Here is a 26,502-nt window from a genome sequence, read left to right on the forward strand (position 1 = left end):
CATGGCAGCCAAGGACAACGAAGACGTAAAGTCCGAAGATCAGGAAGAGGAAATCAGCCTCGACATGAGCCAGGCGGCGGTCAAGAAGATGATCGCCGAAGCGCGTGAGCGCGGTTACATCACCTACGATCAACTCAATCAGGTTCTGCCGCCCGATCAGGTCTCGTCCGACCAGATCGAGGACGTGATGTCGATGTTGTCCGAAATGGGCATCCAGGTCACCGAAGAGGAAGAACAGGAAGAGGACGACAACAAGGGATCGACCGAACTGGTCGAGACCAAGAAGGCCGGCGAGGTCGCGCTCTCTTCGGGCGGGCAGGAAAAGCTCGACCGGACGGACGATCCCGTGCGCATGTACCTGCGCGAGATGGGCAGCGTCGAACTGCTGAGCCGCGAGGGCGAGATCGCCATTGCCAAGCGTATCGAGGCCGGCCGCAACACGATGATCCTGGGCCTCTGCGAGAGCCCGCTGACCTTCCAGGCGATCACGATCTGGCGCGACGAACTTCTGTCCGAGGACATTCTCCTGCGTGACGTGATCGACCTTGAAACCACCTTCTCGGGCCAGATGGACGAGGATGGCGAGGTCGAGGAACCGGTGGTCGAAACCGCAAACGTCGAAACCTCGGCCAAGCCCAAGAGCGATGAGCCGGAATACGACGCCGACGGCAACCCCATCGCCAAGGAAGACGACGACGACGACGACGAGCAGGCGAACATGTCGCTTGCCGCGATGGAAACCGCGCTCAAGCCGCGTGTGCTGGAAACGCTCGACCGGATTGCCCAGGATTACGAGGCGCTGGCCGAGATGCAGGACAGCCGGATCTCGGCGACCCTGAACGAGGACGGTTCCTTCGACGAGCAGGATGAGGCGCTTTATCAGAAGCTGCGCTCGGAAATCGTCGAGCTGGTGAATGGTCTGCACCTTCACAACAACCGGATCGAGGCGCTGATCGACCAGCTGTACGGGATCAACAAGCGCATCATGTCCATCGACAGCGCGATGGTGAAGCTGGCCGACCAGGCCCGCATCAACCGTCGCGAGTTCGTCGAAGAATACCGCGGCCACGAGCTGGATCCGAACTGGATGGAGCGGATGTCGCAGAAATCCGGGCGTGGATGGCAGATGTTCATCGACCGGTCCTCTGACAAAGTCGAAGAACTGCGTGCGGACATGGCGCAGGTCGGCCAGTACGTCGGCCTGGATATCAGCGAATTCCGTCGCATCGTGAACCAGGTGCAGAAGGGTGAAAAGGAAGCGCGGCAGGCGAAAAAGGAAATGGTCGAGGCCAACCTGCGCCTGGTGATTTCCATCGCCAAGAAATACACCAACCGTGGTCTGCAATTCCTTGATCTCATTCAGGAAGGCAACATCGGCTTGATGAAGGCCGTCGACAAGTTCGAGTACCGCCGGGGCTACAAGTTCTCGACCTACGCGACCTGGTGGATCCGCCAGGCGATCACCCGGTCGATTGCTGACCAGGCCCGCACGATCCGTATTCCGGTTCACATGATCGAAACGATCAACAAGCTGGTCCGCACCGGGCGCCAGATGCTGCACGAGATCGGGCGCGAGCCGACGCCGGAAGAACTGGCCGAGAAGCTCCAGATGCCGCTAGAAAAGGTCCGCAAGGTGATGAAGATCGCCAAGGAGCCGATCTCTCTCGAGACGCCCATCGGCGACGAGGAAGACAGCCAGCTTGGCGATTTCATCGAGGACAAGAATGCGATCCTACCGCTGGATTCCGCAATTCAGGAGAACCTGAAGGAAACCACGACGCGGGTTCTGTCCTCGCTCACCCCGCGTGAGGAACGTGTGCTGCGGATGCGGTTCGGCATCGGCATGAACACCGACCATACGCTGGAGGAAGTGGGCCAGCAGTTCAGCGTGACCCGGGAACGGATCCGCCAGATCGAAGCGAAGGCGCTGCGCAAGCTCAAGCATCCGTCGCGCTCGCGCAAGCTGCGCAGCTTCCTGGACCAGTAAGCGCATGTCGTTGCTGAAACGACTGTTTGGCGGCAAGGGCGGTGGGGCGGAAGCGCCCCCCGCCAAGACGGTGGAGTACGAAGGCTTCCGGATCACCCCGCAACCTGCGGCAGAGGGCAGCCAATACCGCATCGGCGCGCTGATCGAAGCCGAGGTGAAGGGCGAACTGCGGACTCACCAGTTGATCCGCGCGGACATGATCCGCGATCGCGACGAAGCCGAGGATGCCTCTATCAGGAAGGCAAAACAGATGATCGACCAAATGGGCATTCGTCTGTTCGACTGAAGCCGGGACGGGGCGGCATGAATTTCGACGCGATGCCTGCGGCGGCTGGCTCTCTTCAGGCGCTTGCCGCACTGTTCCTGTTGTTGAACCTGCTGACTTTCTGCCTTTTCGGGCTGGACAAGACACGCGCGCGGCGGGGGCGGTGGCGTGTGCCGGAACGCACCCTGCTGGCTGTCGCAGGGCTTGGAGGCTCCATCGGCGCCAAGCTCGGGCAGCGGGTGTTTCGTCACAAGACGACCAAGCAACCTTTCGGCTTTCTGCTGAACGCGATCTGCCTGCTACAGCTCGTGTCGGTGGTACTCATGACGGTCCCGTCCAGTCGAAGCTGGCTGCTCTCCGTGTTGACGAGGTGATCGGGCCGGTGCGATGGGGGACTCCGGCCCGCTGCTTTCAGGTCAGATGCGCGTTGAAGAAGGCGATGGTGCGATCCCAGGCCAGTTCCGCCGCCGCCTCGTCGTAGCGCGGGGTCGAGTCATTGTGGAACCCGTGGTTCACGCCCGGGTAGATGTGCGCGGTATAGGTCTTGCCGTGTTCCTGCAGCGCGGCCTCGTAGGCGGGCCAGCCTTCGTTGATCCGCTCATCCAGTTCGGCATAATGCAGCAACAGCGGCGCCTCGATCCGCGGCACGTCCTCGGCAGCCGCCTGCCGTCCGTAGAACGGCACAGAGGCCCCGAGTTCCGGGTAGGCCACCGCCAGCGCATTGCAGACGCCCCCGCCATAGCAGAAACCGACGCAGCCGACCTTGCCCGTAGTGTCATCGTGCCCGGCCATGAATTCATAGGCTGCGAAAAAGTCGTTCATCAGTTTCTCGCGGTCCACCGTCCGCTGAAGCTCGCGCCCGTCGGCGTCATTGCCCGGATACCCGCCGACACTGGACAGCCCGTCCGGCGCCAGCGCGATGAAACCGGCCTTGGCCACGCGCCGTGCCACATCTTCGATATAGGGGTTCAACCCGCGGTTCTCATGCACGACCACCACCGCCGGCAGCGGGCCGGTGGCATTGGCCGGTTTCACCAGATAGCCGCGCACCGATCCATGACCGTTCGGCGAGGGGTACTCGATGTATTCCGGCGTGATGTCGGGATCGTTGAAACTGACCTGCTCGGCCAGCGCGTAGTTCGGTGACAGCATGTTCAGCAGCGCGGCCGCCGTCAGCCCGCCGACGGCGAACTTTCCGGCGCGGTCCAGGAACTCGCGCTTGGTGATGCGTCCGTGGGCGTAGAAATCGTAAAGGTCCAGCAACTCCTGGTCGAAATCCGCAGCCGTCATCCGGCGCGGCGGTGTCTGGTCATTCATGGCAAAGCTCCCTGTGATCCGGTCCGGGCCGTTGCGGTTCCGGGGGCCGAATGCCACTAAGATAGGTGCGTCATAACGCCGGGGAAAGCCATGCCACACACAAGCTTCACCATTCGCACGACAGGTGCCGGGCTGTATGAGTTCACCACAGAGGTGAACGAATGGGTCAGCGGGGCGGGGGTGCGGGACGGGCTGTGTACGCTGTTTCTGCGCCACACCTCGGCCAGCCTGTTGATCCAGGAAAATGCCGACCCGGATGTGCGCCGCGATCTGGACGCCTATTTCTCCCGCCTGGTGCCTCGCGCCGATACGCCCGCGATGGACTACCTGACTCACCGATGCGAAGGGCCGGACGACATGCCGGCCCATATCAAGGCCGCTTTGTTGCCCGTCAGCCTGTCCATTCCCCTCCTGCGGGGACGGTTGGGTCTGGGGACGTGGCAGGGCATTTACCTTTTCGAACACCGTGATGCGCCGCACCGACGCGAGGTTCTTGCCCACATCGGCGGGTGAGGATTTCCGCCATTGTTCCGGGGGGCCCCACTGGTAGACTGCCACGCAGACCTGACAGGGTTTCCAGACCGCAACCGGGATTGAACGTATGCAACGCAAGACGAAAGGTCGGGCGCTTTTTGCCGTTGGCCTCCTGCTCGTCGCAGGCGGGGCCGGGGCGGTGATCGGTTTGCCTGAATACCTCGCCCGCAGCGCGGCGGCCTCGGCTTCGACCTGTCTCGAGGTCGAGAGCCGCGATCGGCTGTGCCGGTTCATCGGCGGGCCGCTGCAGATGGCCGGAGAGCCGGTCTTTATCGAGAATTTCCAACATGCTTTCCTGCCCACTCGGGACAAGATCGATTTCATCGACGCAAGCGGCGATACTTGGACGGCCCCTCCGCGGACCCTGACCGACGGTGCAACCATCCCGGTGATCTTTGCGCCGCTGATCGGGGACCGGCAAAGCCGTGAATACCTGATGGCGGCGGCTCTGCACGATGCCTACTGCGGTGTCGGCAACGAGGAACTGCCCACCTATCGCACGCGCGGCTGGCGTGAGGTCCACCGCATGTTCTACGAGGCGCTTCTGGTCAATGGCACGCCCCCCAAGAAGGCCAAGATCATGTATGCGGCCGTCTTCCTGGGCGGGCCGCGCTGGAACGAGCCGGACGTCTCCCTGGCGCATATCCCGGCGGAGGTGCTGTTGCAGGAAATGGAGTGGTGCCTGGAATGGATCGAACTGGTCGATCCCACGCCCGAAGAAATCGAGCAATGGATGGAAGACCGCGGCCAGTTGCTGTTATCGGGGGAGGCGCAGACCATGCCTGCCTACCTGCGCGAGGCATCCGACCCGAGGAAGTTCTGAACGTGAGCAAAGACACAGCGGACCGCTGGATCGCGGACCATGCCGGGGATCTCTCGGCTTGGTGCGCACGGATTTTCGACTATGGCGAACCGGCTTGGCGCGAGTATCGCTCGGCCGAATGGTACGTCAATCGGCTGCGTGAAGAGGGGTTTGAGGTCGAGGAAGGCTCGGCCGGGATGCCCACGGCCTTTTGTGCGCGCTGGTCGCAGGGCGACGGCCCGATGATCGGCATGTACGCCGAATACGACGCGGTGCCCGCCAATTGCCAGGCTCCGGTGCCCTGGGAGGCCCCGCGTGAGGGGCTTGGCCCTTTGGCTGCGGGTCATACCGATCCGCATTCCGCCCTGGGCATGGGGGCGCTCGCCGGCATCCTGGCCACGAAGGCGGCCATGCAGGCGCATGGGATTCCCGGCGGTTTGCAGATTACCGGTGAACCGGCGGAAAAGGTGCGCGGCTCGAAACCCCTGCACGCGGCGGCGGGATACTATGACGGGCTGGCGGCGATGTTGTCCTGGCATCCGTTCTACATGCTGCCGCTGTGCAATACCGTCCGTTGGGATACCCATTGCGGTGCGGCCTATGCCTTTGTCTACCGTTTCCGTTGCGAGGCGCCGCAGAGTTGGATGCAAGGGGCGGACGGTGCGCCGCCGATCCCGCAAAGCCATTCCGACGTGCGCGCGCCCGGTGCCAATGATGCGCTTGTGACGATGTACCAGATGGGCCGCACCCTGCGAGAGTCGATGCTGCCGCATCGCGGCGGCTGGTCGGTGTCAGAGGCGATCCTGTCCACGGGACAGGCGACAGCGGACAATCTGCCCGCACGGCAGGCCGACCTGCAGTACCTGATGCGTGTGCCGGATCTGCAAATGGCCGAACAAATCACTGCCCAACTCGACCGTCTGGCCGAGCATGTCGCCCAGATCACCGGTTGCACGGTCGAAAAGATCTGGGTGAGCAAGTCCCGCCCCGGCCTGCCCAATCACGCCTTGGCCGGTCTCGCCTGGGAGGCACTGCAGGACGTGGGGGCGCCGGAGTACAGTGCAGAGGCGCTGGACCTTGCGCGACAGGTGCAGACCGCCTGCGGCGCCGTGGCCACGGACAATCCGCTCATCGCCGAATGTACCCGCCTTATCGAACCGCAGGAGGCAGAGGCCATCCTGCGCCGTGACCTTCCGCCTGCCCAGTTGAACAACACGTCGGACGATTACACGGACATGTGCTGGCACGCGCCGACGGCTCGGATCTACATCGGTCGCCCGGCGCTGCGCGGGGGCCCTTATCCGCCTTGGGCGATGAACGCGCTTGGCGGCATTCCCCAGCTGATCGACCCGAGCGTGCAGACCGCTGGCCGGGTGCTGTCACGTACCGCGCTGCGCCTGCTGACGGACGAGCCGGCGCGGTCGACCTGCTGGACAGAGTTCGAGGAGCGCCGCGCCGCGGCCCCCATCCCGCCGCTGGCGGACTACCCGGCGCCGGTCGATCTGCCATGGCCGGAATATGTCACCACGGCGCGCGGGCGGCACTGGCATATCCCGGGCTGAGCGCGGGCTTTATCTAGCGGCCTCAAATCCCCTCTACCCAAATTATGGCGGCTGACCTATAGTGGCTGTGGATAAGTGGGGCCCAACCCCATGACCAGAGGCAGGAACATCAAGAATTACGAGGGGATGGGCCCATGCGCTGCCCGTTTTGCGGAAATATTGACACTCAGGTGAAGGACTCGCGCCCGGCAGAGGATCACGTTTCGATCCGGCGGCGCAGGTTCTGCCCCGCTTGCGGCGGTCGCTTCACCACTTACGAACGGGTCCAGTTGCGGGATCTGATCGTCATCAAGACGAACGGACGGCGCGAGGATTTCGACCGCGACAAGCTGGAACGGTCGATCCGGATCGCGCTTCAGAAGCGTCCGATAGAGCCCGAGCGCGTCGACCAGATGATTTCCGGCATCGTGCGGCGGTTGGAAAGCATGGGTGAGACCGATATCCCGTCGAAGATGATCGGCGAGATCGTCATGGAGACGCTCGCCCGGATCGACACCGTCGCCTACGTGCGTTTTGCCAGCGTCTACAAGAATTTCCAGGCCGCAGACGATTTCGACAAGTTCGTCAGCGAGTTGCGCCCAGAAACCCAGGCCGAGAAGTGACATCCGATGATCGGCGCCACATGGCCCACGCGCTGGCGCTGGGCCGTCGCGGCATGGGGCAATGCTGGCCGAATCCGGCGGTCGGATGCGTGATCGTCCGTGATGGCCGGGTCGTCGGGCGCGGCTGGACCGCGCCAGGCGGCAGGCCGCACGCGGAAACCATCGCTTTGGACATGGCCGGTGCGGCCGCGCGGGGCGCGACCGCCTATGTCACCTTGGAACCCTGCGCGCATCACGGTGCCACGCCCCCCTGTTGCGAAGCGCTTGCCAAGGCGGGGATCGCCCGCGTGGTGGCGCCCATCGCCGACAGCGACCCGAGGGTCGACGGGCAGGGCTTTGACTTCCTGCGGAAAAATGGCATCGAGGTGACGACCGGCATTGGCGCCGAACAGGCTCTGTCGGATCACGCGGGGTTCTTTTTGCGTATCTCCCAGGGGCGTCCTTGGGTGACCTTGAAACTGGCCATGACGGTGGACGGGCGCATTGCCACGGCGACCGGCGAAAGCCAGTGGATCACTGGGCCCGAAGCCCGCCGCGCGGTTCACGCCCTGCGCGCCAGCCACGACGCGGTGATGGTCGGCGCTGGCACCGCCCGGTCCGATGATCCCCAGTTGACGGTGCGCGGCTTCGGCGACAGGCGCCAGCCTGTGCGCGTCGTCGTTTCGCGCCTGATCGATGTGCCCTTGATGAGTCAGCTTGCGCAAAGCGCCCGCAACGTTCCGCTTTGGCTCTGCCACGGTCCCGAAGCGCGCAGCGAATTGAAGACCGCCTGGGAGGGTGTCGGAGCCCGGATGCTGCCCTGCCAGATCTCGGGCGGACGTATCGATCCGCTGGCCATGTTGCGCGCGCTCGGGGCAGAGGGGCTGACGCGGGTCTTCTGCGAGGGGGGCGGGCAACTTGCCGCTTCGCTCTTGCTGCACGACTTGGTGGACGAACTGCATGTCTTTACCGCGGGCATGGCGCTTGGGGCCGAGGGCTATCCCGGTATTGGTGCGCTGGGGGTGGCCCGGCTGGACGAGGTCCCGCGTTTCGACCTTGTGGATGTTGTGGGCGCGGGCGGCGATATCAGGCACGTCTGGCGCCGCCGTCAGGGCGCTTAATCCAAAGTGTTAACAGAAGGTTAATCGCGCCTGTTCGGTCTTGACCAAAGGTCAATCGCCTGTGGATAAGTCTGAAAATAACTTTTTATCAGGCGAATATGTCACTTAACTGTAATAAAGCCTTAACGCCTCCAGAGGCTGGAGTGGCTGGCCAGCGCGCCCTGCAGTTTCGCCAGTATCCTGTTTGCCGGCCCAGGAGACGGAATCCTGCCGGTTTTCAGGCGATTGACCGTGCATTCTACAGGGCATGGCAGGCCAGTCCCCGGGTCGAAGTAGCGGGGATAATCGATCAAGACCGCATGGACCAGCGCCTCGAGCGTGGGGCGAGGGCCGTGTAACCGGCGTGCCGGCACCGGACCGATGTCCCGGGTCAGACCCCAACCCGCGTAAAAGGGGGCCCCAAGTGTCACCACCCGGCATCCGCGCAAGAGCGCCTCGAACCCGGTGAGAGAGGTCATGGTCCAGACCTCGTCGATCTCGCACAGGAGCGCCCCGATATCGCAACGCTCCAGCACGACATCGGCCCAGCGACCGGGAATGTCCACGACGCCCGTTCGCAGACCGGCCTCCACGTCCGGGTGCGGCTTCCACAGGATCACCGCATCAGGGTTTTCCTGTCGCACACGGGCCAGCAGATCGGCGTTGCGCTGAATGTCTGGGCTGCCTGCAAGGATCGAGGCGTCGTCCTCGACCTGCCCCGGCACCAGGATACGGCGACCTGCAGGAAGATCGGGTAAGGTTCCGGAAATATTGTATTTGGACAAGTTATTTGTGATGAGTGTGTGAATCAGCCTGTGGGCACGTCGCATTTGGTCGGGTCGCAAATGCGCCGCACGCTTGTGAATCCAGCTTTCGAGGTCCGAGGTGCGGGTTGGATCATAGTAGATTCCGCCAGAATCCAGCACCAGTGACAGTGGTGGAACCAATTCAGCCCCCAAACCGCGCGATCTGAGAAAGCCATCTTCGACTCTCACGGCGTTTCCGCTGGCCTTGCTGGCCCAGCACATGTGGCCTAGCCCTTGGCCTTTCGAAATATCCCGCGCTTTACTCACATCCTCTTCGAAGCGTATGCGTTTGTAATGGCCAAAGAACTTCTGCAAAGGGCGCCTTTTCCACAGCCGCATGCCGGAGGCGACCCAGCCAGCTCTGTCCTCACGCCAGGCGCGTGCCTGCGCTTCGAGTGCGCCAAGGATCTCTTCGATCTCGCACAGCTGATCGGCATAGGGATCATACCAGTGCGGGTACAGGATCATCGCCCCGGCACAAAGCTGGGCGCGTGTCAGTCGGGCGGTCCGGCGCGGAATGACTTCTTCGTCCTGTGTCAGACCCCAACCTGCGTAGAAGGGCAGGCCGAACACGCGAGGGCGGTGTCCCGCGAGGATTGCCTCGAACCCCATCTGGGACGAGACGGTATAGACAGAGGTGGCTCCCTCCAGCAGGGACCAGGGCGAGACAGGTCCGTCATAAAGCGCGACCTCGCCGGCGGCATCTTCCGGCACGTAGTGTCCTGGGCGATAGCCCGCGCCGGTTTCCGGGTGGGTCTTCAGCACGATGCGCGCGCCTGGATTCTCCTCGCGCGCAACGAAGAGCATTTCGAGAAACCTTGCACGATCCGCCCCGCTGGCCAGGACAGACGCATCGCCGCGTGTCTGGTCGACCACCAGAACATAGCCCGGCTCGGGCGGGTCTACGTCCAGCCTGGTGGCGGAGTACTTGCTGAGGTGCGCCTCCTGCATGCGGGCCATGACGCCCCGCGCGCGGTCCAGCAGCGCAGTGTCGTCCAGGGGGTGGGTGTTCAGCAGGGTTTCAAGATCGGATGGCCTGCGCCCATCGAAATGCACGCCGCTATGGTCGATCAAGAGCCCCAGCGGCGGCTCTCCGGCGCGCCCGGGATGCAAAGAGCGCAGGAAAGCGTCCTCGATCCGGAGCAGCCCGGCACCGCTGCGCGCGGCCACGGCCTCTCCACGGTGCGCGTAGGGGGATTGCCCCCAGACACCCACAAGGTCATCCGCGCCGGGGTGTCCAAGGGTGACGCGGTATCCGGCCAGGCGCAGGATGCGCCGTAGCCGGCTTTGCCAGAGAAACCCGCCGTTGTAGACGTGCAAACGCCGGGGGCGGGGGCCCCCGGCGTTCACCGGTTCCGTGTGTCCGCTCGTCAAGGCGGGTCAGCCACCCGACAGCGTGTCGGCGGCGGTCGATAGCGTGCTGACCGCGCCCAGCGTGCCGGTCAGGGCGGCAATCACCTTGTTCCACTGCGTGAAGGGCGCCTCTGTCACGTACAGGGTGTCCTGGTCGCGGATCACGAAGTCACGTGCCATGAACATGCCGTTCGGTTCCGTCAGGTCGAGGACATAGACCATGCGTTGAGCGCCGATCAGGTCGTCGCGGCCCAGCACCTGGTTGGCCACTTCGGCCGGTTCGTTGCGCAGGACGAAAACGCCCGTCGGGTCAGCCGCGGCTGCCGTCAGGCCGCCGACCTGGGCGATGGCCTCGACCGCGGAGATGACCTGGCTGTCGAAGGGCACGCGCGCCTGGGTGCCGGTGGCTCCCAGCGCGGTGAAGGATCGTCTGTCCTCCTCGACAAGGATACGGTCGCCGCCGCGCAGGGCGATATCGAACGTGGGGTTTTCGTAGAGGTCCTGGAACCAGATCTTGCCCTTGTGATCGCCGCGCAACACGGTGATCTGGGCCACCTCGGGATCGATGGAGATGCCGCCAGCGCGCGCCAGCATGGCCGAGAGCGTGCGTGTCGGCCGTTCGATGGCGTAGACACCCTGTCCACCTACGGCGCCCACCATGCTGACCGTCGATCCGTCGCCGGCGACGCGGCGCACCTCGACCTGCGGGTCGGGGGTCTGGTCTTCGAGCCGTTCGGTGATGATCCGGCGGATGCGTTCGGGTGTGTTGCCCGCCGCGCGGATCCGGCCGGCGTAGGGAACGAAGATGAAGCCCGCGCCATCCACCTGGACCTCTTCGAGGATGGTGGAATTGGCGGCCTCGGCGGCCAGCAGGCCGTCGTCGACGTTTTCCCAGATGGTCAGGCCCAGCGTGTCACCCGGGCGGATCGTGTCAGATCCCAGAACGCCCGCGTTCTTGAAGCTATCGGTGAACCCCAATGCCGGAACAACCGCGGTCGCGCGCGTCACATGATCGTTTACAGAAACGATAAATGCATCGCCCTCACGCTGCACCGATCCGGCAAAGATTTCGCGTTTGTTGGGGCCAACGCGGGGCAGGCCGCAGGACGCCACAAGCGATACCGCGACCAGAAGCGCGAGTCCACGCGCCCACCGGTGAGGGGGTTGTTTCACTGCTCGGTCTCCTCGACCTGTTTTGTTCTGCCTCAGGTTTTTTCGTGCAACATACCGGACTCCGGCCCAAAAAGCCAGTCCGGCGGAATTTGCACGTCAGTGCACGACGCGCAACTGTTGCCGCGGCGCCGCGGTGCCCCGGGACAGGGCATCATAGGGATCGTCGGGCGACAGCATCATGTCCACCACCTGGCGCAGCAGTTGTCTCCGCCCGCGTGCCGAGTAGAATCCGCCCGGCAATTGCGAGGTTTCCAGCAGGTAGCGCCGGTAGTCCTTGTAGGCCTTGTTGTCCGGTCGTGTGGGCAGGGCAAAGAACTCTGCCAGGGGCTGGGTCGAGACGAATTCGGGCTTGGCGTAGACCGCGTCGCCGAAAACCTTGATCGGGATGCCGCGCCACAGCACCTGCTGCGCCGCCGTGGAATTGACCGTCACCGCGCTGCGGGCATCGTTCAGGAGCCGCGCCAGCTTGCCGCCACGGACGTAGTGAACGCGGTCGGCAACGCCGTGTTTCAGTGCCGATTGCGCCACGGCCCGCCGTACCCGCGCGCGACCGTCTTCCAACGGATGGGCCTTGAACACCAGATGGTGATGGCCCGGAGCGCCCTCGGCAAAGCCCGCGATCACCAGGTCGACGAAATCGGGCATCGTGTCGAAGGGCGAATGCTGCTGAAAGCTGGAATCATGTTCCAGTTGCATCAGTGCAAGGTGATAGGGAAAGCCGCCCATGCGGATGCGGGTTGTCGCGATCACGCGATCCGCCCAGCTGAAGGGCATCAGCAGCAGGCGTTTCAGGTACAGCAGGAATTCCTGGAAAACGCTGAGCGAGCGGTGCGGTCGAAAGTTGCGGTAATCCCCGTTCCGGAACATCACGAACCAGTGGTAGAGCGCGCCGTAGAAGATGTGCTGGCGCATGTCGCCCCAATGGGCCGGGGGCAGGGGTGCCTCCATGTCCGACAGTTCCAGCGCACGGCGCATGTCGCCCACGCTCATCCGCATCAGCCGCGAATGCCCGTTCGATCCACCGCGTTCGTAGGTGATCCAGTAAGGCCGCATATAGCCTTCTTCGAAGACATGCACCGTCAGGCCGCGTGCCTTGGCCTCTTCGGCGGCCTGGGCGTGGATTGCGCGCACGTCGCCGTAAAGCACGATGTCGGTGACACCGCGCGCCTCGATCAGGTTGCAAAACCAGCCCCGCCACTCCTCGGGAGTGCCGCGATAAGGCAGATAGCTTTTGGAGTGGAACCAGAAGGCGCGGTCGCCCGCGTTGAAGCCCACGCGCCAGACCTCGGCCCCGGTCCTTCGCAGCATCGTGCCGAGCCGGTGAAAGAACGGCCCATGCGGCCCCTGGAGGAACAGAAAGACCCGTTTGTCGCCAGTTGCCTTGACCATGATGCCGCTATATGTCCGGTTTCTGAACAAAGTTCTACCGCGCGAGTTCGACGAAAATAAGGCTTTGAAGGCCGGGAAGGGGCAAGGCATGTTCACAGGCATCGTCACAGACATGGGCACCGTCCGGACGTTGGAGCACCGCGGCGACCTGCGTGCGCGCATCGGCACATCTTATGACACCTCCGGTATCGACATGGGGGCGTCGATCGCCTGCAATGGTGTCTGCCTGACGGTCGTTGGCCTGGGCGAAGACTGGTTCGATGTCGACATTTCGGCAGAGAGCGTCTCCAAGACCAATATCGGCGACTGGGCAGAGGGTACGCGGATCAACCTGGAACGTGCGCTCAAGGTGGGTGACGAGCTGGGTGGCCACATCGTGTCCGGTCATGTTGATGGGGTCGCCGAGGTCGTCGGCATGTCGGACGAGGGGGATAGCACTCGTGTCACCTTTCGGGCGCCCGAGGCGCTGGCGAAATTCATCGCGCCCAAGGGATCGGTTGCGCTCAACGGCACCTCCCTGACGGTGAACGAGGTCGACGGCTGTGATTTCGGCATCAACTTCATCCCCCACACCAAGGAAGTGACGACCTGGGGCGGGACCAAGCTGGGCGACCGCATCAACCTCGAGATCGACACCTTGGCACGCTACGTTGCGCGCCTGCAGGAATGGGGTTGAGAGCGTTCCGGATCGTCTCTGACCCGACTTGAGCGATCCGGGGCGTCCGTCGCGGATCACTCTGCCGGCTGGAACCCCTCGATCAGCTGCCGCAAACCCAGCGCCGCCCCCGCAAAGATGGCCGCAAAGGTCACTGGCGCCGAAATCGCGAGCACGGAAAAGGCGCTGAGTCCCTGCCCGATGGAGCAGCCAAGGGCGATCACGGCACCGCCGCCCATGAGGGCCGCCCCGATGATCTGGCGGCGGAGTTCACGCGGATCCTCGCAGGCCTCCCAGCGAAAGTGCCCCTTGAAGAGCGAGCCGATGAAGGCCCCGGCCCAGACGCCCGCCACCGACCCGACGGCAAAGCTCAGGGGTCTGGCAGAGCCGGTCATCCACCACAGGATCGTATCGCCCAGCGGGGCGGCAAAGCTGTGAGAGACAACCGGCAGCGCCTCGAACCCGGTGCGTGCCACCCAGGACGTGCCCGCCCAGGCGCCCACCACGGCCAGGCCCACCGCAGCCGACCACGCGACCTTGGCGGGCTTTTCCCAAACCGCGCGCGAAGCCGCAGAGCCGATCAGGATCAACGCGCCGATCCCCATGCCGACCAGATTGACCGAGATGCCGCTCAGCGCCGCCAACTGGTGCGCGATGCCTGGAGGAACCTCGGTCGTGACGGGCACTTGCGGGAAGGCAAGCGCGCGCAGCGGCGCAAGCGGGCCGGAGAGCACGACGAAGGTTGCCACGCCCATCACCAGCACGATCACGAAACTGCGCAGGTCACCGCCGCCCAGCCGGGCAATCGCGCCGTAACCGCACATGCCCGACAGCGCCATCCCGTAGCCGAAGACAAGCCCGCCGAGGATCGAGGCCAGCGGCATCCAGCGGATCGAAAGGTAGTAGGTCGTACTGTCGGTCAGCAGGCCCGAGGTCATGAGCGCAAAGCTGCCCAGCACCGCCAAACCGATTGCCATGCCCCACATCCGCAGCCGTACGGTGGACCCACCGTAAAGCGCATCCTCGATCGCTCCCAGGGTGCAGAAACGGCCAAGCCGCGCGGCAAGCCCCAAGGGTACACCTGTGGCCAGCCCCAAAAGGGCGACCAGGTGATGCTCGGTCAGATACTCCATCATGCACGGGCCCTCCTCCTGACCCGCCAAACCTGGCCCTTGTATCATGCAAGTGTCCCCGAAACCGCGCAAGCGTCCTGAGACGCGCGGCGCCCGGGCGCGGGGTCAGGTCTCGTCTTCGTCGCGGCAGAACAGGTCGTAGACGCATTCCAGCATCTTGCGCGGCCGGTCGTCCGCCAGGCGATAATAGATCGCCTTGCCATCCCGGCGCGGCACCACCAGCCCTTCCAGCCGAAGGCGCGACAACTGCTGGCTGACGGCGGCCTGGCGCGCGGACAGCAGCTCTTCCAGCTCGGTGACGGATTTCTCTCCGGTGACAAGGTGGCACAGGATCATCAGGCGCCCTTCGTGGCTGATCGCCTTCAGAAAGGACGAGGCCGCGGTTGCCTTGTCCACGATGGCGTCAAGCTCGTCGTCCGTCAGATCGTCATGCAGTACCGGAAGTGCCATGCGTCCGCTCCACCTCAATCCTTGCCGGCTGTCTCGAAGCTCGTGTGTTCGCCCAGAAGCTTGGCGAAAACCGGCCAGAAGAAATCCTCGCCCACGTAGCCTTCCATCCGCGCGATCTCGGCGCCGCCCTTAACAAGTATGAAGGTCGGCGTGAAGTTGACCCGGCGGGCGTAGGTTATGCCTTCGGGCGGGCCCATGTGCAGATCGGCGCGTACGAGCGGCGCAAACTGGCCTTCGTCTGTATGCGGGTAGGCGGGCGCGATCTGGTCGTTCCAGGCCGCGCAGTAGGCGCAGCCGGACTGTTCGACCATGACAAGACGATACTCGCTTGCCAGGGCAGGGAGGGCGCTCAGGGCCACCCCGAAGCAAGTGACCAGAAGAAAGATGAAAGATCGCATGTTGCACCGATTGACGCAGGCCTGACGGACAACTTAATCTGAATATGTGAATTGATCAAGGAAAGGCGCAATCAGTGCTCGACATTTCATTCGCGGGCGCAGCTTTTGCCGGTCTGTTAAGCTTCTTCACGCCCTGTATCCTGCCGATGGTGCCCTTTTACCTGTGTTACATGGCGGGGATTTCCATGTCCGAACTGCGCGGCGACGCGGGGATCACGCCCGGCGCACAGCGGCGGCTGATCCTCTCGTCGGTCTTTTTCGCGGCCGGAGTGACGACGATCTTCGTTCTGCTTGGGATGGGGGCCACGGCCGTGGGTCAGGCCTTTGCAGACTACATGGACTACCTGAAATGGGTGGCGGTCGCGGTCCTTCTGCTGTTCGGGCTGCATTTCCTGGGCGTGGTCCGCATCGGCCTGCTATACCGCGAGGCCAAGATCGAAAGCAGCGCCGAGCCGACCACCATTTTGGGCGCCTACGCGATGGGGCTGGCCTTTGGATTCGGCTGGACGCCCTGCGTGGGGCCGGCGCTGGCCTCGATCCTGATGATCGCCTCCGGCATGGGCGACATTGCGCGCGGCGGCCTGTTGTTGCTGGTCTATGGCATCGGGATGACGGCACCCTTCATCATCGCGGCACTCTTTTCCGGGCCTTTCCTGCGCTGGACCGCACGCCACCGGGACAAGCTGCAATACGTCGAAAAGCTGATGGGCGGGATGCTCATCCTGTTTGCGATTCTCATCGCGACGGATACGGTGAACGCCATCGCCCAGTGGATGATCGAGACCTTCCCGGCGTGGACAGCGCTGAGCTGACGGCAATTCTGAGACGCGGTCACGGGACCGTAGGGGCCCGGTCGCGCAAACCGAGAGGAGATTGGCGATGAAGACCTGGATCGGCGCGGCGCTGGCCGTGCTCATGGCGCTGCCGGTGGTGGCGCAGGAAATGGGCGATGACGGCCTCTACAAGAGCCCCTGGATGCGCGATACCTTCAAGGACCTTCGCGAGGATCTTGACGAGGCGAACGCAGAGGGCAAGCGGCTCGTTCTGTTTTTCGAGCAGCGCGGCTGCATCTACTGCAAGAAGATGCATGAGGAGGTCTTCACCGACCCGGAAGTTTCGGAGTACATCGACGAGAACTATTTTGTCGTGCAGCTGAACCTGCATGGCAGCACAGAGGTCACGGATTTCGACGGCGAGGTGCTGCAGGAGCGGGAGATGGCCCGCAAGTGGCGCGTGTTGTTCACCCCGACCATCGTCTTCCTGCCAGAGGAGGTGCCGGAGGGCGCCAGCGCGATGGACGCGCAGGTCGCCGTCATGCCGGGCGCCTTTTCCAAGGGGACCTCGCTGGACATGTTCACCTGGGTGGCCGAGAAGCTCTACGAGATCCAGGACGAGACTGGCGAGGATTTTCAGCGCTACCACGCGCGCCGCATCCAGGAACGCAACGACGGCAGTTTCGACTGACGCCTGTCGGGGTTGATTCGACGATTGTCGAAACTGACGGGTCGGGGGCGTGCTGGTTTTGATGGCCCGCCCGCACTGCCGCAAGAACGGGCAGGGAAGGACGCCGCGCAACCCTCGATTGCGCGGCGTTGGGTTTCGGAGAAAACAGGAATGAACTCCGGAAATCGGCGGGCCGCCTGCATGTGATCCGGCGCAACCTTATGACAAGCTGAGGGAATAAGCGGGTCCGTCGTGGCGGAGGTGCGGATGCCCGGACCCGTTCGCCAAGCGCAGTGTGCGACCAAACGGAGCAATAATTCATATCCGTGAATTTGTTGTTGCGTTCGTGCAACCCTGTGGCCTACGGTATACGCCAATAGCGATGAGCGAAGGTCCGATCTCAATATCGGGTCGCAAGCCTAGGGAGGGAACATGAGGCTTACAGCAATCACCGCAGCGGTGGCCCTGGTGGCCGGTGCCGCTTTTGCGGAAACCGTCGCCCCCGATGACGTTGTGTATGGCGAATATGGCGAAGTGAATGAATCCCTGACCGGTGTGCCGGGCGACGCAGACAACGGCCGCATGGTGTTTTCGACCAAGTCCAAGGGCAACTGCGTGTCCTGTCACGCTGTGGCCCAGCTTCCCGATGTGCCTTTCCAGGGGGAGGTCGGCCCCGAGTTGACCTGGACCGGCGAGGCCCGTTCCGCCGAAGAACTGCGCGGCATCGTCGCCAACGCCAAGCACACCTTCGAGGGCACTGTCATGCCCGCATTCTACAAGACTTCCGGTTTTATCCGTCCGGGCGACGGATACACCGGCAAGGCCCCCGAGGGCGATCTGCCGCCGATCCTGTCGGCGCAGGATATCGAAGATTTGGTCGCCTTCCTGCTGACGCTCAAGGAAGAGTGACCGGGTTTATCTGAGGAGAAACATGATGGACTTCACGAGACGTGACACGCTGGCGCTCGGCGCCGGTGCCACCGCGATGGCCCTGCTTCCGCTGAGCGCCGTGGCACAGGCCGATCCGAACGCCGAACTTGTCGGTGCACCCGACGAATTCCTGGCCGGCGCCGATGCCGGCACCGGCGATCTGACGCTGACCGCGCCGGAAATCGCCGAGAACGGCAACACCGTTCCGATCTCCATCGACGCGCCCGGTGCCGTCGAGGTTCGCGTTTACGCGCTGGGTAACCCGACCCCCGGTGTCGCCGCCTTCCGCTTTGGCCCGCTCGCCGGGTCGCAAGCCGCATCCACCCGTATCCGCCTTGCCGGCACCCAGGATGTCCAGGCCATCGCCAAGATGGCCGACGGCAGCTACCAGACCGCGATGAAGACCGTGAAGGTCACAATCGGCGGCTGCGGCGGCTGATCCTGCGGCTAACCAAGAGGAGTTCTGAGAAATGGCATCTGGTGTCAAACCCCGCGTCAAGGCCCCCAAGAAGGCATCCGCCGGTGAGGTCGTGACCATCAAGACCCTAATTTCCCACAAGATGGAATCGGGTCAGCGCAAGGACAGCTCGGGCAACGTCATCCCGCGTTCGATCATCAATCGCTTCACCTGCGATTTCAACGGTCAGAACGTGGTCGATGTCGTCCTGGCGCCTGCGATCTCGACCAACCCCTACTTCGAATTCGAAGCGACCATCCCGGAAGCAGGTGATCTGAAGTTTACCTGGTACGACGACGACGGTGACGTCTACGAAGAGACCAAGTCGGTCGCGGTCGGCTGACCACAAGAGCTATTCCTGCCCTGCGCACCGCGGGGCAGGATCGCCAATCGGGAGGGTAACAACATGAAATTCAAGGCAATGACGGCCATCGCCGCACTGCTGTTTGCGCCCGCGGCCTTCGCGGGTGGCGCCGACGACGACACGCTGGTCGTCAACGGCGACATCGAAATGACCACCAAGGCCCCGGCGCCCGCCCACCTGGACGGCGCCCTGGACGAGATCATCTCGGGCTGGCACTTCCGCTCGGACGAAACCCAGCAGCTTCAGACCGACGATTTCGAGAACCAGGGCATGATCTTCGTCGATCAGGCCATGGACATCTGGAACACGGCAGAGGGGTCCGAGGGCAAGGCCTGCGCCGATTGCCACGACGATCCCGCCGACAGCATGACCGGTGTCGCCGCGACCTATCCCAAGTGGAACGAGGACGCTGGCGAAGTGCGCACCGTGCAGATGCAGGTCAACGACTGCCGCGTGAACCGCATGGGCGCCGACGCATGGAAGTACGACGCCACCGATGCCATCTCGATGGAGGCGATGATTGCGTCGCATTCGCGCGGCATGCCGGTGAACGTCGCCATCGACGGCCCTGCGGCCGAGGCCTGGGAAAAGGGCAAGGAGATCTACTACACGCGTTACGGCCAGCTCGAGCTTGCCTGCGCCTCCTGCCACGAGGAAAACTACGGCAACTACATCCGGGCCGACCACCTCAGCCAGGGCCATATCAACGGCTTTCCGACCTACCGTCTGAAGAACGCCAAGCTGAACGGCGCACACAGCCGGTTCAAGGGCTGCATTCGCGACACCCGCGCGGAAACCTTCAGCCCGGGTTCTGACGAATTCATCGCGCTTGAGCTTTACGTCAAGTCGCGTGGCAACGGCCTGTCGGTCGAAGGTCCCTCCGTCCGCAACTGAATAAACGACCCCGCGTCAGGCGACTGGCGCGGGGTTTCTTCATCTTAACGAATTCACACATGCGCATGTGTGTCATGAGATAGAAAGACCCCTCCCCATGATCTCAAGACGCGATTTCCTGCAGGTGAGTATGGCGGCCTCGGCGATGCTCGGGACCTCCGGTTTTGGCAACTGGGCGCGGCTTGCCGCCCAGCAAAGCCTGACGCAGGACCAGCTTCTGCAGTTCGACACCTTTGGCAACGTGAGCCTGATCCACGTCACCGACATCCATGCGCAGCTGATGCCGATCTACTTCCGCGAGCCTTCGGTCAACATCGGCGTGGGGGCCAACCGCGGCGCGGTCCCGCATGTCACCGGCGCTGATTTCCGCAAGCTCTACGGGATCGAAGACGGTTCGCGCTCGCATTATGCGTTGTCCTCCGGTGATTTCAGCGCCCTGGCACAGGCCTATGGCAAGGTCGGCGGCATGGATCGCGTGGCGACGGTCGTGAACGCGATCCGCGCCGACCGCCCCGATGCGCTGTTGCTGGATGGCGGCGATACCTGGCACGGCTCCTACACCTGCTACCACTCCGAGGGGCAGGACATGGTCAACGTGATGAACGGGCTGAAGCCCGACGCGATGACCTTTCACTGGGAATTCACCTTGGGCACTGACCGCGTGACCGAACTGGTCGAGGGGCTGCCCTTCGCCGCGCTGGGGCAGAACATTTTTGACGCCGAATGGGACGAGCCTGCGGAACTGTTCAAACCTTACAAGTTCTTCGAGCGTGGCGGCGTCAAGATCGCGGTCATCGGCCAGGCCTTCCCCTATATGCCGATCGCCAACCCGAGCTGGATGTTCCCGGAATACAGCTTTGGCATCCGCGATGAAAACATGCAGGCAATGGTCGACGAGGTGCGCGGGCAGGGTGCCGAACTGGTCGTCTGCCTCAGCCATAACGGGTTCGACGTCGACAAGAAGATGGCCTCGAAGGTCACCGGGATCGACGTGATCCTGACCGGCCACACCCATGACGCGCTGCCCGAGCCGGTTCTAGTGGGCGAGACGATCCTGATCGCCTCCGGCTCCAACGGCAAGTTCGTCAGCCGCGTTGATCTGGACGTGCGCGACGGTCGCATGATGGGGTTCCGGCACAAGCTGATCCCGATCTTCTCGGACGTGATCGCACCCGACCCGGAGATGGCGACCCTGATCGAAGAGCAGCGCGCGCCCTACAAGGCAGACCTCGAAGAGGTGATCGGCCAGACCGACTCTCTGCTGTATCGCCGCGGCAATTTCAACGGCAGCTGGGATGATCTCATCTGTGATGCTCTGCTGAGCGAGCGCGAAGCCGATATCGCCATGTCGCCCGGCGTTCGCTGGGGGCCGTCCCTGATCCCGGGTGACGACATCACGCGCGAAGACATCTGGAACGTCACGTCGATGACCTACGGCGAGGCCTACCGCACAGAGATGACGGGCGAGTTCATCAAGGTCATCCTCGAGGACGTGGCCGACAACATCTTCAACCCGGACCCCTACTATCAGCAGGGCGGCGACATGGTCCGTATCGGTGGCATGGGCTATCGCTGCGATGTGACCAAGCCGCAGGGCGAGCGGATCTCGGACATGGTCCTGCTCAGCACCGGCGAGGCCATCGACCCGGCAAAGAACTATGTCGTCGCCGGCTGGGCCTCGGTCAACGAGGGCACCGAAGGGCCGCAGATCTGGGATGTGGTCGAAAGCCATATCCGCAAGCAGGGCACTGTCACGATCCAGCCCCGCGACACTGTCGAAGTCGTCGGCGCCTGAACGCAGCCAAGTTTTTCCGGCGGGCCTCGGCCCGCCGAATTTCTCGCCTATTCATTCACATAGATGAATGAAATGATCTGTAAGGAGAACGCAATGAGCAAGGAAACGAAAGGCACCTCCCGCCGTCAGTTCCTGACCAGTGCCGCCGCACTTGGGGCAGGGGCCGTGGCCGCCACCGGCGCCCGCGCCGCCGGCCCCGATCCGCTGATCACCGAAGTGCAGGATTGGGCATCCGGTTTCGGCCACGGCGTAGACGAGGTCCCCTATGGCCTGCCGATCAAGTTCGAAGACGACGTGATCCGCCGCAACGTGGAATGGCTGACCGCCGACACGATCTCTTCGATCAACTTCACACCGATCCACGCGCTCGACGGCACGATCACTCCGCAGGGCTGTGCCTTTGAACGTCATCACTCGGGCGCCATCGAACTGTCGAAGCCGGATTATCGCCTGATGATCAATGGCCTGGTCGATCAGCCGCTGATTTTCACATACGACGACCTGGAACGGTTCCCGCGCGAGCAGCACGTCTATTTCTGCGAATGCGCCGCCAACACCGGCATGGAATGGGCGGGCGCGCAGCTGAACGGCGCGCAATTCACCCACGGCATGATCCACAACATGGAATACACCGGCGTCCCTCTGCGCACCCTGCTGGCCGAGGCCGGGCTGGATGCCGCGGGCGACTTTAGGGACAAGTGGGTCTACGTGGAGGGCGCCGACGCCTCGTCCAATGGCCGCTCGATCCCGATGGAAAAGGCGATGGACGACGTTCTGGTCGCCTTCAAGGCCAACGGCGAGGCCCTGCGCAAGGAACATGGCTACCCCGTCCGCCTTGTCGTTCCCGGTTGGGAAGGCAACATGTGGGTCAAGTGGTTGCGCCGCGTCGAGGTCATGGATGGCCCCGTCGAAAGCCGCGAAGAGACCTCGAAATACACCGACACGTTGGCTGATGGCACCTCGCGCAAGTGGACTTGGGTCATGGACGCGAAATCCGTCATCACCTCGCCCAGCCCGCAGGCGCCGATCACGCATGGCCACGGCCCGCTGGTCATCACCGGAATGGCCTGGTCCGGCCACGGCAAGATCACCCGCGTCGATGTGTCCAAGGATGGCGGCATGACCTGGGAAACTGCCCGTCTGGCCGCCGAAGGGCAGGACAAGGCGCTGACCCGCTTCTATCTCGACACGACCTGGAACGGCGAGGAGATGCTGCTGCAATCCCGCGCGATCGACGAGACGGGCTATGTCCAGCCGACCAAGGCCCAATTGCGCGACGTGCGCGGCCTGAACTCCATCTACCACAACAACTGCATCCAGACCTGGCATGTCAAAGCCAACGGGGAGGCCGAAAATGTCGAAGTCTCTTAATCTCTACGTCGGCACCGTGGCGGGCGTCGGCCTGATGCTGGTCGCCGCCTACAACTTCGCCGACCGCAACATCGCCGATTTCCCTGAGAACCCGCAGATGCTGGGCGAACTCCCGGCGCCGATCCCGGAGCCGGAGGCCCCGGTCAAGGTGGCCGCCGCGCCAGAGGCCGTTGACGGTGGCATCGTCGGCGCCGCCCACGCGGACAACGGGGACAGCAAGGGGCTGCGTTTCGGCCTGGGTCGCGGTGCGCTGCCCGAGGAGATCGCCGCATGGGATCTTGACGTCAGCCCGGATGGCACCGGCCTGCCCGCGGGCAGTGGTAACGCCTATGACGGCGAAGCGATCTTCGAGGAGCAATGCGCGGTGTGCCATGGTTCCTTCGCCGAGGGCGTGGGCAACTGGCCCAAGCTGGCAGGCGGCATGGATACGCTGGCGGACGAGGACCCGCTCAAGACCGTGGGGTCCTACTGGCCCTATACGTCGACGGTCTGGGACTACGTCCATCGTTCGATGCCCTTCGGCAACGCGCAGTCGCTGTCGGTCGACGATACCTATGCCATCGTGGCCTACATCCTCTACTCGAACGACATCATCGACGATGAGTTCGAGTTGAACCAGGACACGCTGCCAGAGGTGGTCCTGCCCAATGCCGATGGTTTCATTGTCGATGACAGGGCAGAGACCGAGTACAGCAAGTGGCGGTCCGAACCCTGCATGGAAAACTGCAAGGATGGGCCGGTCGAGATCACCATGCGCGCCACCGTTCTGGACGTGACGCCCGAGGAAGCGGTCGAAGACCCCGCCACGACGGACCCGGCCCCGGAACCGGCTGCCGCCGCCGAACCTGCGGCAGAACCCGCGCCAGCCCCCGCAGCAACGGACGCGCCGGACCCGGAACTCGTCGCCGCTGGCGAGAAGGTCTTCAACAAGTGCAAGGCCTGCCACCAGATCGGTGACGGTGCCAAGGACCGCGTCGGACCGCAGCTCAACGCCATCGTCGGACGCGAGATCGGCTCTGTCGACGGGTTCAAATACTCCAAAGCCATGGGTAGCATGGGCGGCGAATGGGATGCAGAGACCCTGGCGGCCTTTCTCGCCGATCCGCGCGGCACCGTGAAAGGCACCAAGATGGCCTTTGCCGGGCTGCGCAAGGACGCGGATGTCACGGCGCTGATCGCCTATCTCTCGTCCTTCTCGCAGTAGGAGGAATGACATGATGAAGCGGCTGATCATAACGGCCCTCGTCGCGCTGGCCCCCCTGGTGGGGCCAGCAACCGCAGAGGAGGAGGCCCAGCTGATCGGCGATGCCGAGCGCGGGGAAGACCTGTTTCGCCAATGCATCGGCTGCCATCAGATCGGCCCCGACGCAAAGAACCGCATCGGCCCGCATCTCAACGGCATCTTCGGGCGCCGGGCGGGCAGCGTCGAGGGGTTCGACTATTCCAGGTCGATGGAACGCGCCTTTGGCGACGGGCTGACTTGGGACTACGAGACGCTCGATGCCTATATCGAGAACCCGCGCGTGCTGATCTCGGGCACGCGCATGTCCTATCGGGGCATGAAAGACGACCAGGACCGTCACGATGTCCTGGCCTACCTGCGCGCCTTCACGGCCAATCCGCAGGACATCCCGGAATCCGCCCCCACCGCCGTCCCGCGCGAGGTGGAACTGTCGCCCGAGATCCTGGCGATCGTGGGTGACGTGGCATACGGCGAATACCTGGCCTCGGAATGCCTGACCTGCCACAAGCGGGATGGCGCGGACGAGGGCATCCCCTCGATCGTGAAATGGCCCGAGGAGGATTTCGTCGTCGCCATGCACGCCTACAAGCGAAAGTTGCGTCCACACCCGGTTATGCAGATGATGGCCGGGCGACTCAGCGATGAGGAAATCGCCGCGCTGGCGGCCTACTTCGCCAGCATGGAATGACCGGGGGCTGAGCACGGGAGGGTCAGGTATTCCGCAATTGAGCGAAGGCAATCCAAGGACAAGACTGGCAGCGCAGGACAGGACGTCCTGCCGCGGAGGTGCGTATTTCGCCACCGTGTCCGTTTTTCAGGTCCGGGTCCGCATGGCCCCGTGCCAAGTGGATGGTATTTCTCATGCGGATGTCCTTTGCTCTTCGTATCCTAATGTTGGGCGCGTTTCTGGCGCTGGCGGCGTTCTTCGGCCTCCTGCCGAGTTGACGCCGGCGGGTCACCGCGCCCCAAAGATCTTTCCTTCAATTACGGCACCCCGCGCCGGCCCCACTGGCCGCGCGGGGTTCTTCGTTTGAGGGAGGGACCCGCGTGCACACTCTTCGGGAGCAAAAAGGGGAGAGATTGCGCGCCAATAAAAGCGATTGTCCAACAATGAGGAGACGGACATGACTCTGAACAGACGCACTTTTCTGGGCACCGCCGCGGCGGCGGCCTCTCTGTCGGCGCCAATGGTGCAGGCCGCCGGCCACGGCAAGCCGCGCGTCGTGGTGATCGGCGGCGGTGCCGGCGGTGCCACTGCCGCACGCTATATCGCCAAGGACAGCCAGGGCGAAATCGCCGTTACCCTAATCGAACCCACGCGGACCTATTACACCTGCTTCTTTTCCAACCTCTACATCGGCGGCTTCCGCGACCTGCAATCCATCGCCCATGACTACAGCACGCTGGCCTCGGAATACGGCATCAACGTGGTGCACGACTGGGCTGTGGGCGTGGACCGGGACGCAAGGACCGTGTCGCTGGCCGGTGGCGGCAGCCTGCCCTACGACCGGCTGGTGATCTCTCCCGGTATCGATTTCGTCGACGGGGCGGTTCCGGGCTGGGACCTGTCGGCGCAGACGGCCATGCCCCATGCCTACAAGGCGGGGACGCAGACCGCCCTGCTGAAGGCGCAGATCGAATCCATGCCCGAGGGCGGGACCTATGTGATGGTCGCGCCGCCCAATCCGTACCGTTGCCCGCCGGGACCGTATGAGCGGATATCGATGGTGGCGCATGTGCTGAAGGCGACGAATCCGACGGCCAAGATCTTGATCGCCGACCCCAAGGCCAATTTCTCGAAACAGGCGCTGTTCGAGGAGGGGTGGAACAAGCACTATGCCGGGATGATCGAGCGCATCGGCCCGGACTTTGGCGGCGGCAACGTGTCGGTGAACCCGGACACAATGGAAGTCGACATCGACGGCGAGGTGGTCAAGGCCGACGTCTGCAACGTGATCCCGGCGCAGAAAGCGGGCGCGATCTGCGCCGCTGCCGGGCTGACCGAGGGCAACTGGGCGCCGGTGTCCGGCCACACGATGCAATCGCGGCTTGACGAGAACATCCACATTCTGGGCGATGCGACCAACCAGGGCGACATGCCGAAATCGGGCTTCTCGGCCAATTCGCAGGCCAAGGTGGCGGCGATGGCGGTGCGTGGCGCATTGACCGGCAGCCGCGTTTTCCCGGCCAAGTTCTCGAACACCTGCTGGTCCCTAATCGACGCCGACGACGGCATCAAGGTCGGCGCGTCCTACGAGGCGACGGACGAGAAGATTGCCAAGACAGACGGGTTCATCTCGGAGACCGGTGAAGACGCGGCGCTGCGCAAGGCGACCTACGAGGAAAGCATCGGCTGGTACGCCGGCATCACCTCGGACATGTTCGGCTGAACGAGCGCGGGAGTGACAGGATGGATCGCCGCGCCTTGCGGTGCGGCGATCCGGGGGGGGGGGGGGGGGGGGGGGGGGGGGGGGGGGGGGGGGGGGGGGGGGGGGGGGGG

General features: G+C 63.8%; 27 protein-coding genes. 20 read left to right on the forward strand and 7 right to left on the reverse strand.

All coding sequences use genetic code 11. From position 1 onward, the window contains the following. Nucleotide 1 precedes the first annotated feature (1 nt). Genes rpoD through RBB42_RS09910 form a run of 3 tightly spaced genes read left to right on the forward strand, consistent with a single transcriptional unit; the run spans nt 2 to nt 2,626 of the window. On the forward strand, nt 2-1,987 hold the full coding sequence (gene rpoD / locus RBB42_RS09900) for an RNA polymerase sigma factor RpoD (protein WP_305969534.1): 1,986 nt from the start codon (nt 2-4) through the stop codon (nt 1,985-1,987). 4 nt (nt 1,988-1,991) lie between these two features. Next, nucleotides 1,992-2,273 carry an HlyU family transcriptional regulator gene (locus RBB42_RS09905; protein WP_305969533.1) on the forward strand — a complete coding sequence of 94 codons (282 nt, stop codon included), beginning with the start codon at nt 1,992-1,994 and terminating at the stop codon, nt 2,271-2,273. Nucleotides 2,274-2,290: 17 nt separating this feature from the next. After that, nucleotides 2,291-2,626: a DUF1294 domain-containing protein gene (locus RBB42_RS09910; RefSeq protein WP_305969532.1), complete on the forward strand. Its 336-nt coding sequence runs from the start codon at nt 2,291-2,293 to the stop codon at nt 2,624-2,626. Between the two features lie 37 nt (nt 2,627-2,663). Here the strand turns inward: RBB42_RS09910 and yghX are convergent, their stop codons facing one another. Next, entirely contained in the window at nt 2,664-3,569 is a 906-nt protein-coding gene (gene yghX / locus RBB42_RS09915; protein ID WP_305969531.1) for a YghX family hydrolase, read from the reverse strand. Nucleotides 3,570-3,659: 90 nt separating this feature from the next. Between yghX and RBB42_RS09920 the strand changes: the two genes are divergently transcribed. The 5 genes from RBB42_RS09920 (at nt 3,660) to ribD (ending at nt 8,169) form a co-directional block, all read left to right on the forward strand. Continuing rightward, the gene (locus RBB42_RS09920) at nt 3,660-4,082 is read left to right on the forward strand and encodes a secondary thiamine-phosphate synthase enzyme YjbQ (protein WP_305969530.1); all 423 of its coding nucleotides are present in this window, start codon (nt 3,660-3,662) and stop codon (nt 4,080-4,082) included. Nucleotides 4,083-4,170: 88 nt separating this feature from the next. Next, the gene (locus RBB42_RS09925) at nt 4,171-4,926 is read left to right on the forward strand and encodes a DUF1353 domain-containing protein (RefSeq protein ID WP_305969529.1); all 756 of its coding nucleotides are present in this window, start codon (nt 4,171-4,173) and stop codon (nt 4,924-4,926) included. Between the two features lie 2 nt (nt 4,927-4,928). Beyond that, nucleotides 4,929-6,467, forward strand: coding sequence for a zinc-binding metallopeptidase family protein (locus tag RBB42_RS09930; RefSeq protein ID WP_305969528.1), 1,539 nt, complete (start codon nt 4,929-4,931; stop codon nt 6,465-6,467). Nucleotides 6,468-6,601: 134 nt separating this feature from the next. Then, nucleotides 6,602-7,069, forward strand: coding sequence for a transcriptional regulator NrdR (gene nrdR / locus RBB42_RS09935; protein WP_305969527.1), 468 nt, complete (start codon nt 6,602-6,604; stop codon nt 7,067-7,069). Then, nucleotides 7,066-8,169, forward strand: coding sequence for a bifunctional diaminohydroxyphosphoribosylaminopyrimidine deaminase/5-amino-6-(5-phosphoribosylamino)uracil reductase RibD (gene ribD, locus RBB42_RS09940; protein ID WP_305969526.1), 1,104 nt, complete (start codon nt 7,066-7,068; stop codon nt 8,167-8,169). The genes nrdR and ribD overlap by 4 nt, the downstream gene beginning before the upstream one ends. A gap of 122 nt (nt 8,170-8,291) precedes the next feature. On the opposite strand, the gene RBB42_RS09945 is transcribed toward ribD, so the two are convergent. The 3 genes from RBB42_RS09945 to RBB42_RS09955 form a co-directional block, all read right to left on the reverse strand. Further along, complete coding sequence (locus tag RBB42_RS09945) at nt 8,292-10,328, reverse strand: capsule polysaccharide biogenesis protein (protein WP_306043676.1); 2,037 nt, start codon at nt 10,326-10,328, stop codon at nt 8,292-8,294. Nucleotides 10,329-10,334: 6 nt separating this feature from the next. Further along, a complete protein-coding gene (locus RBB42_RS09950; protein WP_305969524.1) occupies nt 10,335-11,480 on the reverse strand; it encodes a polysaccharide biosynthesis/export family protein in 1,146 nt (381 codons plus the stop codon). A gap of 96 nt (nt 11,481-11,576) precedes the next feature. After that, entirely contained in the window at nt 11,577-12,869 is a 1,293-nt protein-coding gene (locus tag RBB42_RS09955; protein WP_305969523.1) for a capsule polysaccharide biogenesis protein, read from the reverse strand. Between the two features lie 88 nt (nt 12,870-12,957). Here RBB42_RS09955 and RBB42_RS09960 point away from each other — a divergent pair, with 88 nt between their 5' ends. Then, entirely contained in the window at nt 12,958-13,545 is a 588-nt protein-coding gene (locus tag RBB42_RS09960; RefSeq protein WP_305969522.1) for a riboflavin synthase, read from the forward strand. Nucleotides 13,546-13,601: 56 nt separating this feature from the next. Here the strand turns inward: RBB42_RS09960 and RBB42_RS09965 are convergent, their stop codons facing one another. From RBB42_RS09965 to RBB42_RS09975, 3 genes are all read right to left on the reverse strand, one after another. Beyond that, nucleotides 13,602-14,660, reverse strand: coding sequence for a YeeE/YedE family protein (locus RBB42_RS09965; RefSeq protein ID WP_305969521.1), 1,059 nt, complete (start codon nt 14,658-14,660; stop codon nt 13,602-13,604). Between the two features lie 102 nt (nt 14,661-14,762). Next, a complete protein-coding gene (locus RBB42_RS09970) occupies nt 14,763-15,107 on the reverse strand; it encodes an ArsR/SmtB family transcription factor (RefSeq protein WP_305969520.1) in 345 nt (114 codons plus the stop codon). Nucleotides 15,108-15,121: 14 nt separating this feature from the next. Next, nucleotides 15,122-15,505, reverse strand: a complete 384-nt coding sequence (locus RBB42_RS09975) for a thioredoxin fold domain-containing protein (protein ID WP_305969519.1) — start codon at nt 15,503-15,505, stop codon at nt 15,122-15,124. Between the two features lie 74 nt (nt 15,506-15,579). Here RBB42_RS09975 and RBB42_RS09980 point away from each other — a divergent pair, with 74 nt between their 5' ends. From RBB42_RS09980 to RBB42_RS10030, 11 genes are all read left to right on the forward strand, one after another. After that, on the forward strand, nt 15,580-16,317 hold the full coding sequence (locus RBB42_RS09980) for a cytochrome c biogenesis CcdA family protein (protein ID WP_305969518.1): 738 nt from the start codon (nt 15,580-15,582) through the stop codon (nt 16,315-16,317). A 67-nt stretch (nt 16,318-16,384) separates the two neighbouring features. Further along, complete coding sequence (locus RBB42_RS09985) at nt 16,385-16,969, forward strand: thioredoxin family protein (protein WP_305969517.1); 585 nt, start codon at nt 16,385-16,387, stop codon at nt 16,967-16,969. 411 nt (nt 16,970-17,380) lie between these two features. Continuing rightward, the gene (gene soxX, locus RBB42_RS09990) at nt 17,381-17,857 is read left to right on the forward strand and encodes a sulfur oxidation c-type cytochrome SoxX (RefSeq protein WP_305969516.1); all 477 of its coding nucleotides are present in this window, start codon (nt 17,381-17,383) and stop codon (nt 17,855-17,857) included. Nucleotides 17,858-17,882: 25 nt separating this feature from the next. Beyond that, the gene (gene soxY, locus RBB42_RS09995; RefSeq protein WP_305969515.1) at nt 17,883-18,317 is read left to right on the forward strand and encodes a thiosulfate oxidation carrier protein SoxY; all 435 of its coding nucleotides are present in this window, start codon (nt 17,883-17,885) and stop codon (nt 18,315-18,317) included. 31 nt (nt 18,318-18,348) lie between these two features. Continuing rightward, the gene (gene soxZ, locus RBB42_RS10000; protein WP_305969514.1) at nt 18,349-18,678 is read left to right on the forward strand and encodes a thiosulfate oxidation carrier complex protein SoxZ; all 330 of its coding nucleotides are present in this window, start codon (nt 18,349-18,351) and stop codon (nt 18,676-18,678) included. Between the two features lie 63 nt (nt 18,679-18,741). Next, complete coding sequence (gene soxA / locus RBB42_RS10005) at nt 18,742-19,593, forward strand: sulfur oxidation c-type cytochrome SoxA (RefSeq protein ID WP_305969513.1); 852 nt, start codon at nt 18,742-18,744, stop codon at nt 19,591-19,593. 97 nt (nt 19,594-19,690) lie between these two features. Continuing rightward, a complete protein-coding gene (soxB, locus tag RBB42_RS10010) occupies nt 19,691-21,388 on the forward strand; it encodes a thiosulfohydrolase SoxB (protein WP_305969512.1) in 1,698 nt (565 codons plus the stop codon). A 93-nt stretch (nt 21,389-21,481) separates the two neighbouring features. Beyond that, entirely contained in the window at nt 21,482-22,759 is a 1,278-nt protein-coding gene (gene soxC, locus RBB42_RS10015) for a sulfite dehydrogenase (RefSeq protein ID WP_305969511.1), read from the forward strand. Beyond that, a complete protein-coding gene (locus RBB42_RS10020; protein ID WP_305969510.1) occupies nt 22,743-23,963 on the forward strand; it encodes a c-type cytochrome in 1,221 nt (406 codons plus the stop codon). The genes soxC and RBB42_RS10020 overlap by 17 nt, the downstream gene beginning before the upstream one ends. A gap of 10 nt (nt 23,964-23,973) precedes the next feature. Beyond that, complete coding sequence (locus RBB42_RS10025) at nt 23,974-24,690, forward strand: c-type cytochrome (protein WP_305969509.1); 717 nt, start codon at nt 23,974-23,976, stop codon at nt 24,688-24,690. A 436-nt stretch (nt 24,691-25,126) separates the two neighbouring features. Continuing rightward, entirely contained in the window at nt 25,127-26,392 is a 1,266-nt protein-coding gene (locus RBB42_RS10030) for an NAD(P)/FAD-dependent oxidoreductase (protein WP_305969508.1), read from the forward strand. Nucleotides 26,393-26,502: the final 110 nt, after the last annotated feature.

The sequence above is a fragment of the Mameliella sp. MMSF_3455 genome, assembly GCF_030733205.1.
GTDB lineage: Bacteria > Pseudomonadota > Alphaproteobacteria > Rhodobacterales > Rhodobacteraceae > Antarctobacter.